The sequence below is a fragment of the Salinimicrobium sediminis genome, from assembly GCF_900215295.1.
Lineage (GTDB): Bacteria > Bacteroidota > Bacteroidia > Flavobacteriales > Flavobacteriaceae > Salinimicrobium > Salinimicrobium sediminis.
Genome location: NZ_OCMF01000002.1, coordinates 1 through 13,520, shown reverse-complemented (window position 1 = coordinate 13,520; position 13,520 = coordinate 1). Strand labels below are relative to the sequence as shown.

General features: G+C 41.4%; 14 protein-coding genes and 1 rRNA gene. 10 read left to right on the top strand and 5 right to left on the bottom strand.

The features are described from left to right. Positions 1-16 precede the first annotated feature (16 nt). Genes CRO16_RS07830 through CRO16_RS07820 form a run of 3 tightly spaced genes read left to right on the top strand, consistent with a single transcriptional unit; the run spans position 17 to position 2,481 of the window. The gene (locus tag CRO16_RS07830) at positions 17-1,852 is read left to right on the top strand and encodes a T9SS type A sorting domain-containing protein (protein ID WP_097055840.1); all 1,836 of its coding nucleotides are present in this window, start codon (positions 17-19) and stop codon (positions 1,850-1,852) included. Between the two features lie 5 nt (positions 1,853-1,857). Further along, positions 1,858-2,142 (top strand): DUF2752 domain-containing protein, encoded by a 285-nt coding sequence (locus CRO16_RS07825; protein WP_097055839.1) that lies wholly within the window; start codon positions 1,858-1,860, stop codon positions 2,140-2,142. Positions 2,143-2,157: 15 nt separating this feature from the next. Then, a complete protein-coding gene (locus CRO16_RS07820; protein ID WP_097055838.1) occupies positions 2,158-2,481 on the top strand; it encodes a CCC motif membrane protein in 324 nt (107 codons plus the stop codon). 98 nt (positions 2,482-2,579) lie between these two features. Here CRO16_RS07820 and rocD read toward each other — a convergent pair whose 3' ends face one another. Continuing rightward, positions 2,580-3,824, bottom strand: coding sequence for an ornithine--oxo-acid transaminase (gene rocD, locus CRO16_RS07815; protein WP_097055837.1), 1,245 nt, complete (start codon positions 3,822-3,824; stop codon positions 2,580-2,582). A 174-nt stretch (positions 3,825-3,998) separates the two neighbouring features. Between rocD and rlmD the strand changes: the two genes are divergently transcribed. Genes rlmD through CRO16_RS07800 form a run of 3 tightly spaced genes read left to right on the top strand, consistent with a single transcriptional unit; the run spans position 3,999 to position 6,557 of the window. Next, entirely contained in the window at positions 3,999-5,411 is a 1,413-nt protein-coding gene (gene rlmD, locus CRO16_RS07810) for a 23S rRNA (uracil(1939)-C(5))-methyltransferase RlmD (protein WP_097055836.1), read from the top strand. Then, positions 5,408-5,896, top strand: coding sequence for a DUF6452 family protein (locus tag CRO16_RS07805; RefSeq protein ID WP_143544478.1), 489 nt, complete (start codon positions 5,408-5,410; stop codon positions 5,894-5,896). Before rlmD ends, CRO16_RS07805 begins: the two co-directional genes overlap by 4 nt. After that, positions 5,862-6,557: a DUF6048 family protein gene (locus CRO16_RS07800; RefSeq protein WP_097055834.1), complete on the top strand. Its 696-nt coding sequence runs from the start codon at positions 5,862-5,864 to the stop codon at positions 6,555-6,557. Before CRO16_RS07805 ends, CRO16_RS07800 begins: the two co-directional genes overlap by 35 nt. On the opposite strand, the gene CRO16_RS07795 is transcribed toward CRO16_RS07800, so the two are convergent. Next, entirely contained in the window at positions 6,558-7,718 is a 1,161-nt protein-coding gene (locus tag CRO16_RS07795; protein WP_097055833.1) for a THUMP domain-containing class I SAM-dependent RNA methyltransferase, read from the bottom strand. A 45-nt stretch (positions 7,719-7,763) separates the two neighbouring features. On the opposite strand from CRO16_RS07795, the gene CRO16_RS07790 reads away from it, so the two are divergent. The 3 genes from CRO16_RS07790 to CRO16_RS07780 are packed head-to-tail and all read left to right on the top strand — an operon-like array spanning position 7,764 to position 9,593. Further along, positions 7,764-8,495 carry a class I SAM-dependent methyltransferase gene (locus CRO16_RS07790; RefSeq protein ID WP_097056427.1) on the top strand — a complete coding sequence of 244 codons (732 nt, stop codon included), beginning with the start codon at positions 7,764-7,766 and terminating at the stop codon, positions 8,493-8,495. Beyond that, on the top strand, positions 8,495-9,163 hold the full coding sequence (locus CRO16_RS07785) for a ZIP family metal transporter (protein WP_097055832.1): 669 nt from the start codon (positions 8,495-8,497) through the stop codon (positions 9,161-9,163). The genes CRO16_RS07790 and CRO16_RS07785 overlap by 1 nt, the downstream gene beginning before the upstream one ends. Position 9,164: 1 nt before the next feature. Next, the gene (locus CRO16_RS07780; protein ID WP_097055831.1) at positions 9,165-9,593 is read left to right on the top strand and encodes a DUF4268 domain-containing protein; all 429 of its coding nucleotides are present in this window, start codon (positions 9,165-9,167) and stop codon (positions 9,591-9,593) included. A gap of 2 nt (positions 9,594-9,595) precedes the next feature. Here CRO16_RS07780 and CRO16_RS07775 read toward each other — a convergent pair whose 3' ends face one another. Both CRO16_RS07775 and CRO16_RS07770 read right to left on the bottom strand, forming a co-directional pair. Then, on the bottom strand, positions 9,596-11,071 hold the full coding sequence (locus CRO16_RS07775; RefSeq protein ID WP_179670510.1) for a sensor histidine kinase: 1,476 nt from the start codon (positions 11,069-11,071) through the stop codon (positions 9,596-9,598). Between the two features lie 4 nt (positions 11,072-11,075). After that, positions 11,076-11,819, bottom strand: coding sequence for a LytR/AlgR family response regulator transcription factor (locus tag CRO16_RS07770; RefSeq protein ID WP_097055829.1), 744 nt, complete (start codon positions 11,817-11,819; stop codon positions 11,076-11,078). 212 nt (positions 11,820-12,031) lie between these two features. On the opposite strand from CRO16_RS07770, the gene CRO16_RS07765 reads away from it, so the two are divergent. Next, positions 12,032-13,012 (top strand): hypothetical protein, encoded by a 981-nt coding sequence (locus tag CRO16_RS07765; protein WP_097055828.1) that lies wholly within the window; start codon positions 12,032-12,034, stop codon positions 13,010-13,012. Between the two features lie 416 nt (positions 13,013-13,428). On the opposite strand, the gene rrf is transcribed toward CRO16_RS07765, so the two are convergent. Continuing rightward, positions 13,429-13,520: ribosomal RNA gene (rrf, locus tag CRO16_RS07760) — 5S ribosomal RNA — on the bottom strand; the annotation flags it as partial.

Here is a 13,520-nt window from a genome sequence, read left to right as displayed (position 1 = left end):
TGCGAATTTCGGGAAAATGCGAGGATATTTAATAATTACTGCTCTTTTATTTGCTTTGCAAAACAGTTTTGCCCAACTATCGGTTACACCCTCAAAAGACGGAATTAAAAGTAACTATCTCTTTGTAAGAGAGGATCTGCTTTTTGTTCAGAAGAATATACATCTGGTGAAGAATCAGGCGGTGGGGAGTGAAGCATCCATTTACCTCAGGAAAAACGCCCAGCTGCTGCAGGGAGAAGGATCATACGCCATGAATTCCGGGAATGGCAGCATTTCCATATTCCAAAGAGGCAGTACCAATGCTTATGATTATAATTACTGGAGTGCTCCTGTAGGCGCTCCCGAAAATGGCCTTTTTGGTACCTCTTTATTACATACTCCTCAGGCAGAGATCAAAAGCAATCCTGCCCAACAAACATCAGCCTTGAACGGAGCAGCCAATCCACTTACCATCGCCACCCGATGGATCTATACTTTTACTGGTGATAGCTATTCCAACTGGAATTTTGTGGGTGGAAATACAGCAATTCCTCCGGGCCACGGATTCACGATGAAAGGAACAGATGGCATGGACGGAACTCTTGCCGAGGGGGAAGTAAATAACCCCGGCAATGCGCAACGCTATGACTTCCGTGGAAAACCAAATTCGGGGGTAATAGAAGTTCCCGTAACAGCCGGTAATTTTGTTTTGGTGGGAAATCCCTATCCCTCTGCGCTCGATCTGAGCATCTTTCTTTTGGAAAACTCAGGCGCAGGTACTTTAAAGACACATTGCTACAGTGACCTGGAGCGGCATAATGTCACTACAGGAATCGCCTATTTCTGGGATTCCAAAGAAAACGGAAGTTCTCACTATCTTGAAGATTATATTGGCGGCTATGGAGCTTACAGTCCTGTCGACCCTTGCACCACCGGAGTCTATGAAGCTCCCATTTTCAAAAAAGTGGGCACCGGAGAAGAAGAAGGGAGAGGCAGGCATTTCAATCCGAGATACCTGCAGGTTGGCCGCGGATTTATGCTGCAGGGAGCGGAAACGGGAAAAGTAATTTTTCGGAATGCCCATCGCAGCTTTCAGAAAGAGGAAGGATCTGCTAAGGATAAATTGTCGGAAGCAGCTCATAAAAAACACAGTATTGGACAAGCTCCTCTGGTGATACCAAAGATCCAACTCAAAATTTCCGTAAATGATGAGTATGAACGCAAGCTGACTGTGGCATTCTGGAATGAAGCAACCGCGGAAATCGATGCAGGAATGGATGCCGAAGCTTTTGAAATAGCGCCAACAGATGTGGGATGGCTTCAGGACGAGAGCAGTTATGTAATAGATGTGCGACCACACGACCCTTCCGCAGAGATTCCCCTGTTTCTAAAAGTCGAAACACAGCAGTCAAAAATCACATTTTCGGAAGGTTTTTCAGAAAATATTGATATTAATAATCTTTTTATTTTAGACACTCAAACGAATGATTATTTTTCTATTAAAGAAGAAGGTTATACTTTAGAGCTGCAACCGGGAACATTCCACGGAAGATTCAAACTTGCTTTTGCCGAAAAAGTGCCGCAGGAACAGTTGCCGCAGGTATTTTTTGAAGAGGAAGCAATACCGGTAAAATTTGAAATTGTTCAAAATAATAAGCTGGGAGAACTTGAGATCATTGGCAATGATCATTTCCCTGTTAAATCGGTAGGAATTTTTGATATGCAGGGAAAAAGAATGCTTTACAGAACGAATTTTGACAACTCAAGATCCATAAGTATTGCTACGGGACATTGGGCAAATGCTGTTTATATTGTGAAAGTGACCGGAACGGATAATAAAAAAATCACTAAAAAGATCTCTGTTTATAATTGATAACTATGGAAGAATTCATGCTTCCCTGTCTTAACAAGCAACTTTTTGGGTTCGACTGCCTGGGTTGCGGGGCACAGCGGGCTTTTGTAATGGTCTTTCAGGGAGAATTTGTGGCGGCCTTCAAAATGTTTCCCGCTATCTACACCATTTTTCTCTTACTCTTGTTTGTTTTCACCAATCTATTTTTCAAATTCAAAGGCGACTGGTATGTCAAGGTGGGGCTTATTGTTCTCAATGCCGTGATCATCATTGGTGCCTACTTCTATAAAATGAGCTTTTTGATCAACTAACCAATTTTAATATTTATGGAAAAACCAACTTTACCAAATTCAACCCTCATCCTGATTTTCGGAATTCTTTCAATCATTACCTGCTGTTGCTGGGGAATTCTAGGACTTATCTTTGGGATCATCGCCCTGGTGATGGCCAAAAAGGCCAAAGAGATCTATATGGCAGAACCAGACATGTATTCCGGTTACAACAATGTAAAAACCGGAAGGATCCTGGCTATAATAGGGATCATCCTTTCCGCGATTTACCTGGTGATTAACATTGTGCTTATAATTCTTTACGGCTGGGATGGTATGCAGGAAATGATGATGGAATCTATTCAAACTTACGAAGGTTAGTGATCATGGATCAACATCAGTGATTAGTGTGACCTCAATAAAAAACAGGGGCGAAAAATGTTATTTTTCGCCCCTGTTTTATTCTTGGTATTCAGAAATTATTTTTCAAATTCCCTGAGGGTCTTTTCAATAATCGACACACATTCCAGCAACTGCTCTTCATTCATTACCAACGGCGGAGCAAATCTGATGATATTCCCATGGGTTGGTTTTGCCAGCAATCCATTTTCCTTAAGTTTCATACAAATGTCCCAGGCTGTGGAGCTGTCTTCGGAATCATTGATCACAATCGCGTTCAGCAAACCTTTTCCTCTCACCAAAGTGACAATGTTGGAACTTCGAATGTAGTCATCCATTTTTCTGCGGAATAGATTCCCTAATCTTTCAGCATTTTCGGCTAAATTCTCGTCTTTGATCACATCAAGAGCGGCCATTGCTACGGCGCAGGCAACAGGATTTCCACCAAAGGTAGATCCATGCTGGCCCGGTTTGATCACATTCATTATGTCATCATTGGCCAACACTGCCGAAACAGGATAAACTCCGCCGGAAATTGCTTTTCCGAGGATCAATACATCGGGCTTCACATTCTCATGATCTACAGCCAGTAATTTCCCTGTACGGGCAATTCCGGTTTGTACTTCATCTGCAATAAAAAGCACATTATGCTGCTCACAAAGTTCCTTGGCGCGGGAAAGGAAACCCTGGGCAGGTACGTAAACTCCTGCTTCTCCCTGAATAGGTTCTACCAGGAATCCGGCGATGTTGTCGTTATTTTTGAGCGCTTCTTCAAGAGCTTCCGGATCGTTATAAGGGATCTTGATGAATCCCGGGGTGTAGGGCCCAAAATTCTTTCGGGCGCCTTCATCGTTTGAAAAGGAAATAATGGTGGTAGTCCTTCCGTGGAAATTATTTTCACACACGATGATCTGCGCCTCGGTCTCCTCTACTCCTTTGCGTTCATAGGCCCATTTACGGGCAAGTTTGATAGCAGTTTCAACAGCCTCGGCCCCGGTGTTCATTGGGAGAAGCTTATCAAAACCAAAATATTCTGTCGCATATTTTTCGTACTTCCCTAAAATGTCATTATGAAAGGCTCTCGAAGTAAGTGTGAGTTTTTGAGCCTGCTCATGCATTGCACCTACGATCTTTGGGTGGCAATGCCCCTGATTCACGGCTGAATATGCCGATAAGAAATCGAAATATTTTTTGCCTTCCACATCCCAAACATAAACACCTTCCCCGCGTTCAAGAACTACGGGCAAAGGGTGATAATTGTGTGCACCGTGCTTATCTTCTAATGCTATTGCTTCCCGGGAAGAGATTTTTTCTGAAACTTTCATGTAATTAATTTTTACCTGTTACTAAAAAGAAATTCCTGCTTTAAGGAAGTACCGGTTCAATGGTATTCAGGGAGAGAAATCATCCCGAATTCAGAAGCCGCAAATTACTAAATGTTTCCTGATTTTTTAAAGCCTGCGCCCAATAATTCTTGGCATTTATCCTATTTTTGCGGCATGGCAAGAAAGAACAGAAATTTAGAATTTAAAGAGGTAAAGGTGATTGACGCCGGGGCAAAAGGAAAGAGTATTGCCAAAGCCCCCGATGGAAAGGTGATCTTTATTGGTAATGCAGTACCTGGTGATGTTGTGGATGTGCAGACCACAAAGCGAAAAAAAGCTTTTTACGAAGGTACTGCTACCAGGTTCCATGAATATTCAGATAAGAGAGTTGAACCTCCCTGCATACATTTTAGCGTGTGCGGAGGCTGCAAATGGCAGTTTATGGATTATAAGCACCAGCTTTACTATAAAGAAAAAGAGGTGGTGAACAATCTTACCCGCCTGGGAAAAGTAGAACTTCCCGAAGTCACTCCTATTTTAGGTAGCCAAGCGATCTATTTTTACCGTAACAAAATGGAATTTTCCTTTAGCGATAGCCGCTGGTTGACACAGGAAGAGATATCGAGCGGCAGAGATATAGAAGACCGTAATGCCCTTGGATTTCATATACCCGGAATGTGGGATAAGATCCTGGACATTAAGGAATGTCACCTGCAGCAGGCACCAAGTAACGGAATAAGGAACAGTGTAAAGCAATTTGCCATTGCTAATGATATTCCGTTTTTCAACACAAGGGATCAAAGAGGAATGCTGCGAACCCTCATGATAAGGACTTCATCTACGGGAGAAATCATGGTGTTGATTCAGTTTTTTGAGGAGAACAGGGAAAAGAGGGAATTGCTCCTGAATTTTATTGCTGAAGAATTCCCTGAGATCACCAGCCTTCAATACGTGATCAATCCTAAAGGAAATGATACTATCTATGATCAGGAAGTGATCTGCTACAAAGGGAAGGATCATATTTTTGAGGAAATGGAAGGTCTTAAGTTCAAGATCAATGCTAAATCCTTTTACCAAACCAATTCAGAACAGGCGTATAATCTTTACAAGATCACCCGCGATTTTGCCGGTCTTACCGGAAGTGAACTCGTGTATGACCTTTATACCGGTACCGGAACAATTGCCCAGTTTGTGGCCGCAAAGGCCAAAAAGGTTATAGGAGTCGAGGCGGTGCCTGAAGCTATTGAAGACGCGAAAGAAAATGCCCGAAACAACAATATCACCAACACTGAATTCTATGTTGGGGACATGAAAAAGGTGTTCACTGCCGAATTCATTAAGCAGCACGGGCACCCGGATGTAATCATTACAGATCCCCCACGGGATGGGATGCACAAGGATGTGGTTGCGCAAATAATTGGTATCTTGCCTCAGCGAATCGTATACGTGAGCTGTAATTCGGCTACGCAGGCACGGGATTTGGCTTTACTTGATGAACATTACAAGGTGACCAGAACTCAGGCCGTTGATATGTTTCCACAGACTTTTCATGTAGAGAACGTGGTATGTTTAGAAAGAAGAATATGAACTACATCCAAAAATGGCTTTTTTTAGGGGTCTTTTTTTTCCTGCTTCAGGGGTGTCAAAAAGATGATATTTGTCCTGCAGGAACTGCAACCACTCCCCTGCTGGTCATTGAATTTTACGACAGCCAGAATCCTGGGCGGCTTAAGGCAGTTCAGGATCTTAGGGTGCAGGCATCTGGAATGGAAGAGATCTATTTTGGGCCTGAAACCACCAACTCTATTTCCATTCCGCTAAGGACAGATCAAAACTTTACAGAATATACTTTCACCTACAACAGCGGCGAGGAGGATGAGAATGAAGATGTAGTCACCTTCCGCTACTCTCCAAATCCTGAATATATCAACCGGGCCTGTGGCTTCAGAATCAATTACGGCAACATTGACGTTTCTGTACAAGGGGAAGACGACAACTGGATTCTTTCAACATCAATTTTACAACAGAACATAGAAAATGAAACAGAAGCACATATTTCTTTTACTCATTAGTATTTCGTTTCATTCTTCTGTAGTTTTGGGTCAACAGGCACAGACAGATACTATAGATACCCGCGAAAAATTTGGATTAAGGCTGGGTATTGACCTCACAAAACCCGTACGAAGCTTTATAGAGGAAGAATACCAGGGGCTGGAATTAAAGGGAGATTACAGATTGTACGAGAATATATATTTAGCCGGAGAACTGGGAAATGAGCAAAATGTAATAGCCGAACCTAATGTAACAGCCTCTGCAAAGGGAAGTTATATTAAACTGGGAGCAAATTATAATGTTTATAAGAATTGGGCAGGAATGCAAAATCTTATTTTCGTAGGACTCCGATATGGATTCGCGACTTTTTCTTCAGAACTGCAGGAATTTTCTATCTACACTACAGATCCCTATTTTGAACCAGATATTCGTACAGAAGGCAGGGAATTCAATAACCTTACTGCCGGTTGGGTGGAACTACAACTGGGAATTAAAGTAGAAGTTCTTAATAATGTTTACCTGGGAACCCATGTGCAGCTAAAGCGGATGGTGAACGAAACCCAGCCTACCAATTTTGATAATCTCTATATTCCCGGCTTCAACAGGACCTACGATGACAGCAACTGGGGCGTGGGCTATGGATATTCCATTTCCTACCTCCTGCCCTTCTACAAGAAATAATTAAGCTTCCTGATTTTTTGCTTTTTTGGAGCCTTCGTAGATCTCGTACTTTAGCAGTTTCGATTCTAAAGAACCATTAAAAAGTTTGATCTTTCTGGATGGCCTTAACCCCACATGTTTTATGGCATCAAGATTAGATGTGATGAACCAGGCATGGGTGCCGGGATAATTTTGCTTCAGGGTATCTCCAATAGCTTTATAAAATTCAGGCATATCGATGTTCAGCCTTTCACCATATGGCGGATTAAAGACCATGTGCAGATGCCGTTCGGTTTGCTTTTCAGTCTTGAAGAAATCTTCATGTTCTACAGAAATAAATTCAGAAAGATTGGCATTATCAATATTATCCTTTGCTTTTTGTACCGCAGAAGGAGCTTTGTCGTAACCTTTGATGGTAAAGTGGAAGTCCCTTGCCTTTTTTAATACCGACTCCTGGATCTTTTCAAAAAGATCTTCATCCCAGTCTTTCCATTTTTCAAATCCGAATTCCTTGCGGTTAAGGTTAGGCGGAATGTTACAGGCGATCATAGCAGCTTCGATAAGAATGGTGCCACTACCACACATGGGATCCATGAAATCACATTGCCCGTCCCAACCTGAATGCAGAAGCATTCCTGCAGCCAGCACTTCATTAATAGGTGCAATATTAGTGGCGAGCTTATATCCGCGTTTGTGCAAAGACTGTCCGGAACTATCCAGGGAAACAGTACAAAATTCTTTTTCGATATGAATATTGATCCTCAAATTGGGATAGTCCAGATCTACACTGGGGCGTTGCCCGGTACGGTCTCTGAATCTGTCTACTATGGCGTCTTTGGTTTTAAGCGCGATATACTGGGAATGGGTAAATTTTTCTGAATGTACGGTAGCATCAACCGCGAGGGTTTGATTGTTATCAAGATAGTCTTCCCAGGCCATCGTGTTGATCTCCCGGTACAGATCCTCTTCAGAAAAGATCTTAAAGGAATTTATGGGTTTTAGCACCTTAATTGCCGTGCGAAGGGAAAGGTTGGCTTTATACATAAAACCTTTATCCCCGTAAAATGACACAGAACGCACTCCTTCTTTTACGTCTATCGCTCCTAAATTCCTTAATTCTTTGGCAAGCAAGGGTTCAAAGCCAAAAAGTGTTTTGGCCACCATTTTAAAATTATTTCCCATTTGTTATATTCTGTGAGAGACAAAAATACATTAATTTTGCACGATATGGAATTAGCAGCAAATAAGTGGTTTTCTTCATGGTTTGACACTCCGTACTATCATATTCTATACAAAAACCGGGGCGACGAAGAGGCACAGGAGTTCATGCAAAATCTGGTGAATTTTTTAGACCTTCCACAGGGAGCCGATATTCTGGATCTCGCTTGCGGGAAGGGAAGACACTCTGTTTATCTCAACAAACTGGGATTTGATGTCACCGGGGTAGATCTTTCTGCTAACAGCATTGCGTATGCCAAACAGTTTGAGAACGAGACCCTGCACTTTGACACCCACTGTATGTGTAAACCATTGGGGCAAAAATTTGATGCCGTCTTCAATCTTTTTACAAGTCTGGGCTATTTTGATGATGAAAGGGAAAACAGGGAAAGCATTGCTGCAATTAAAGAGGAAATAAAAGAAGGAGGCTGGGGAGTCATTGATTTCATGAATGTAAAAAAGGTGATCGAGAACCTGGTACCTTCAGAAGTCAAGACTGTAAAGAATATCGATTTCCATATTACCAGAAGGGTTGAAGATGGATTTATTCTCAAAGACATAGAATTTGAAGATGAAGGGGAAGAGCATTCCTATACCGAAAAGGTTAAGGCGCTAAGCCTGGAGAAATTTCTTTATTACTTTGAAAAAGCCGGAATCGAGCTGGTGCATACCTTCGGAAATTATCAATTGCAGCCTTACGACGAGAAAAATTCCGACCGTTTAATCCTGGTGTTTAGGTAATGTTATATATCCTTCCGTTCCTTGCCGTTGCTATAGGATATGTAATCTCCCTGTTTATGAAACCCGGATCCTCTACAGGATTCCAGTTACTCCTTTCATTTAGCGGGGCGTATTTACTTGCGGTTACCGTCTTTGAATTATTCCCAAATGTCTACAGTTCGGGTGTTGAGGAAGTAGGGATCTTTATCATGGCCGGTTTGCTGTTGCAGATCTTCCTGGAATTTCTTTCCAAGGGAGTTGAACACGGGCATATGCACCATCATGAGGATAGGGTTAAATTTCCGTTCCTGCTGCTGTTTAGCCTGTCCCTCCACGCGTTGTTGGAAGGTTTTCCGCTACAAAGCAGTGATGATCTTTTACACGGGGTGGTAATTCATAAAATTCCGGTAGCGGCAATATTGGCGACATTCCTTCTCCACTCCAAAATAGGAAAATTCAAGTCTTTTTTATTCCTTGGCATCTTTGCCTTAATGACACCGCTGGGCAGCTGGATCAATTCGGTTTATGAAATAGGGGAACCTGTTTCGGCATATATCAATGCAGCCGTTATAGGGATTTTTCTGCATGTATCTACAACTATATTATTTGAAGCCTCCAAAAACCATAGTTTCAATGCCTCTAAACTGGCAGTGGTAGTTCTGGGAATAATTTTAGCTTATTTGATGTAGCATGTTCAGCAGGGAGGAAAGCAAAAAGATCCGTCAGGAATTCTGGACCAGCTTCGGAAAAAATTATCCGCGGAAGTGGCTTTTGTATAACACCCGAATCAAGGATTTTTCCCTAAAGTTTACTTTTACCCGAAGAATTGCTGAAGTTTCTATAGACCTCGATGCCACTGATGAGATCATGAGACTATACTATTTTGAAAAACTTCAGAGCCTTCAAAATATTTTAAAAGAAGAATTTCTTCCTGATGTTGTTTTTGCTGAAGCCTACGAACTGGAAAACGGGAAATTTATCTCCCGTGTCTATGTCACCAGGGAAGGAGTGAATATTCACAATAAAAAAGATTGGCCGGAGGTACAGGAATGGCTAGCCGCAAAAATGGAAGCGCTGGAAAGCTTCTTTTTGGAGTACAGGGATTTTATTGAGCAGTAGTTCTACATCAGGGGAATCCGCAACTCAACCCGGGTTCCGGGATACTCTTTTCCCGGATGAATTTCTGTATGATTCAGAGAATATTTTCCGGCATAATCTTTATAGAATATCTGGAGCCTTTCCCGTGTGATCTGTAAGCCTACAGATCTTCTTTGATGGAACTTTTGCCGATTTATTTCTTTTGATCTTTTCATGCCGATACCGTTGTCTTCAATTGCTATTGTAATTTCCTTTGCCCCTTCCCTTTCCACAAGAATACTGAGCTGCTTCCGGTCAACAGGAGAAAGGCCGTGCCAAATCGCATTTTCAACAAAAGACTGCAGAATAAGAGAAGGTACCTTTATCCCCTGCAGGTCAACCCCGTCCCCGATCTTTACATCAAAATCAATCTGATTGTCAAACCTGATGTTCTCAATATTCACATAAAGCTGAATAGTTTCCAATTCTTCTGCCAGAGAAGATATTTTCTCCCTGGTGGCATCCAGCACTTTTCTTATAAACTTTGAAAACTTGTTGAGATAGTAAACAGCATGCTCTTTTTCATTATTGATAATATAAAGTTTGATGCTGTTGAGGGAATTAAAAATGAAATGCGGATTCATCTGGCTGCGCAGAAAATTAACCTTTAATTCTGCCAATTCTCTCTCGTATTGAGCAGTTAATTTTTCAATTTTATCTCTTTCCGCCTGTTTGCTCAAGGTTTGGACATTAGCTTCCAGTTTTTGCTGCACCTTAAGTCTAAGTTTTTCATTTTCTTCATTCTGTTTTATTAAGGCAAGTTTTGCCAGTCTGTTTTCCTGCAGCAACAATTTCTGTTTGTGCCCCAGCCCTAAAGAAAAGAGCAGATTTTCAAAAATTCCTGCCAAAAGAAAGAATCCCGAAGCAATTCTAAAATTATCCCTCCCCAGGTTGAGCTGATAAACCAATACAGGACCCAGCCATCCAAGAAATAAAATCAAGGAACCAATGATCAGGTAAAATCTTAAAGGAATTTTCCTTTTTAAGATAGGGTAATACGCCAGTACGGCAAGAATAGGCATATAAATGAGAAAAAAGTTGTAGCCTAAAGACCTTAAATAAACACCTCCCATGAAATAAGACAGAAGGTGAACTGAGATGGCTATACCCAGAAATATGAAGTTGGCGCGCATAACATATTTGTTCCAGCGCGGTTCATGTTTTTTCATTTCCAGAAAGCTGTAGGCAAAGAGAAGATAGACAACAAAAGTAAGCTCGGTAAGGAGATACATAAATTCCTGAAAATGATTTAGGTAGAATTCATGATATCGTCCACTACTAAACCTGAAGATTGAAAGCAAGACCAGAAAAAGATATAGACTGTAAAAGAGATAGGGTATTACCTTTTGCTGAAAATAAAGAAGGAAATGGTAGACTGCCAGAATCGAAAGTACGCCTGCAAAAAAAGTAAGAAGGCCACTTCTAAAGGGTTGACTTAAGATATCTATTACTTCTTCCAATGATTCAGGTTCCAAGGAGTTCGAGCAAATGTGCCTTTTTTGAGCGGGAAACCGGAATGCTTGACCCATCTTTGAGGATCAAATACTGGCCGTCACTTTTTACAAATTCGGTCACACAGCCAAGGTTGACCAAAAATGAGTGATGTACTCTATAAAAAGAAGAATTATCTATCAGCGCCTCCACTTCCTTTATCTTCTTGGACAACACTTCCTTCTTTCCGTCTTCCATAAATATTTCCGTATAGTTTCCGTCAGATTTACAATAAATGATATTTTCGCTTGAAACGTAGATGGTTTTATCTACAAATGAAAGCGGGATCCTTTTTGAAACAGGTTGCTTCCTCATGTCCTGCATTAAAAGGCGAAGTTGTTCCCCCAGCCGGTTATTCTTTTTTCGGTCCAAAACCCTTTCCGCAGCAATCTGGAGATCATCAGAATCTATAGGTTTTAGAAGATAATCCACAGCGTTCTCTCTAAAAGCCTGTAAAGCATAATTGTCGTAGGCAGTAGTAAAGATCAATTCAAAATTTCTGAATTTTAAGCTGTTTAGGAGCTGAAAACCGTCCATGTGAGGCATTTCAATATCAAGAAATACGCAATCGGGTTTTATAAGTTCAATACCTTTTACAGCTTCCTGCGGAGCGAAATAAGTAGCGCAAACCTCGATCCAGGGACAAAATGCATTGATCTCCCATTGCAGGCTTTTTATGGCGCTTACTTCATCATCAACAATTACGGCTCGTATCATAGGAAAAGATTGCAATTTAAATTACAAAAAAGAATGTAAAATGAAGCTTTGACTTTATGATTGGTAAATTCTTTAATACAATCGGTAGAATTTTAGGTATATCCTGCAGTATAACCGGTTATGAATTCCGGTGAACCATTTATAAATCCGTAAAACAGAAACTCCGGGGTTACCTGTACTTTTAGCTCATTAACCATTTAAAACATTTGATCATGAGACAATTAAAAGTACTAGAAAGCTTCTACGGAAAAATAATTACATGTTTATTCCTGGGTCTTTTCAGCATGAGTTGCGAAAAAGATGAAATCAGCACTTCTCACATAGAGGTGGCAGATGCCAGTTTAAAATCATTTAATACAGTAAAAATAACTTCGACAGGAATGAATTTTGACGCCCCTGATGAAATTCCTTCGGGGTGGACAACTTTTACTTATATGAATAAAAGTGATGCTCCACATTTTTTTATTCTGGTAAAAATTCCCGATGATGTCACTTTAGAAGAATATAGTCTTCAAGTCACCAATCCCTTTAACTCCTGGCTCAATACCTGGCGTGCGGGAGCTCCTGCAGAAGATCACGGGATCTCTCTTTGGTTTTTTACTAAAGCTTATAACACTGGAGGATCCGGACTCATAGATGCCGGAGAATCAACAGTAACCTCTGTGAATCTGGAACCGGGAAATTATATTATTGAATGTTATGTAAAAATGCCTAATGGAGATTTCCACTCCGTGGCTGGTATGGTAGATCAAATGACAGTGACCGAAGTGGAGTCCAGGTCCAAAGAACCAAAAGCAGATATCTCAATAAGCATTGATGAATTTGGATTGCACCTGGAAGATGAGATCAGAAGACCCGGACAACATACTTTCTCTGTTGATTTCGCAGCCGGTAGTGATGCCGATGTTCACCTTGTAAAAATAGAAGATCCGGACGCAGCAAATAGAGAAGAATTAAAGAAATGGATGCACTGGGCGAACATTATAGGATTTGAAAAAGAAGGTTTTATGACACCGGCTCCTGATGGTTTTAGCTTCCTTGGAGGCACCCAGGAACTTAAAAAGGGAGGAAGAACCTATTTCCAGGCTGTATTAAAGCCAGGCACATATGCCTTAGTATCGGAAGTTTCCTATTACGACAGTAATGGTGAAATTTTAATTGATAACTATTACAAAGAGTTTTCAGTAAAATAAACCAGTTATTTAGATTGGTTTGAAACCGGTACTGATGTAGGGGACAGTGCCGGTTTTTCTGTTTAGAGTCGGTATGGGATTGCAATCCGCGCCAGCGCATTCTATAAATGTCTCCTGGTTTAGTGTTCCCCTCCTTTCTGAGGAGGGGTGGATCCGCCGGGAGGTGGAGACGGGGTGGTGCATGACGGATTATTATTTAATAGAAGATTATTAAGCCTGCACCTTAGCAACCCTGTAAGGGTTCCAAACCCCTGACAGGGTTAGATATTGTAGTTAATTACAGAATCTGTGGAAGCCTGACCCTCCCCGTCCTGCGGACACCCCTCCCTATGAGGGAGGGGAGCTGACATTCAGGTTTTATTTAACTTTAGCGCATAAAAAAACCCTTCATCAAATTCATGATGAAGGGTTCTAAAAAAAGGCGGCGACATACTCTCCCACGAGATGCAGTACCATCTGCGCTAACGGGCTTAACTTCTCTGTTCGGAATGGGAAGAGGTGAGCCCCG

Coding starts and splice junctions, on each gene's coding strand:
- CRO16_RS07830 (WP_097055840.1), top strand. CDS start 17: ATGCGAGGATATTTAATAATTACTGCTCTTTTATTTGCTTTGCAAAAC.
- CRO16_RS07825 (WP_097055839.1), top strand. CDS start 1,858: ATGGAAGAATTCATGCTTCCCTGTCTTAACAAGCAACTTTTTGGGTTC.
- CRO16_RS07820 (WP_097055838.1), top strand. CDS start 2,158: ATGGAAAAACCAACTTTACCAAATTCAACCCTCATCCTGATTTTCGGA.
- rocD (WP_097055837.1), bottom strand. CDS start 3,824: ATGAAAGTTTCAGAAAAAATCTCTTCCCGGGAAGCAATAGCATTAGAA.
- rlmD (WP_097055836.1), top strand. CDS start 3,999: ATGGCAAGAAAGAACAGAAATTTAGAATTTAAAGAGGTAAAGGTGATT.
- CRO16_RS07805 (WP_143544478.1), top strand. CDS start 5,408: ATGAACTACATCCAAAAATGGCTTTTTTTAGGGGTCTTTTTTTTCCTG.
- CRO16_RS07800 (WP_097055834.1), top strand. CDS start 5,862: ATGAAACAGAAGCACATATTTCTTTTACTCATTAGTATTTCGTTTCAT.
- CRO16_RS07795 (WP_097055833.1), bottom strand. CDS start 7,718: ATGGGAAATAATTTTAAAATGGTGGCCAAAACACTTTTTGGCTTTGAA.
- CRO16_RS07790 (WP_097056427.1), top strand. CDS start 7,764: ATGGAATTAGCAGCAAATAAGTGGTTTTCTTCATGGTTTGACACTCCG.
- CRO16_RS07785 (WP_097055832.1), top strand. CDS start 8,495: ATGTTATATATCCTTCCGTTCCTTGCCGTTGCTATAGGATATGTAATC.
- CRO16_RS07780 (WP_097055831.1), top strand. CDS start 9,165: ATGTTCAGCAGGGAGGAAAGCAAAAAGATCCGTCAGGAATTCTGGACC.
- CRO16_RS07770 (WP_097055829.1), bottom strand. CDS start 11,819: ATGATACGAGCCGTAATTGTTGATGATGAAGTAAGCGCCATAAAAAGC.
- CRO16_RS07765 (WP_097055828.1), top strand. CDS start 12,032: ATGAGACAATTAAAAGTACTAGAAAGCTTCTACGGAAAAATAATTACA.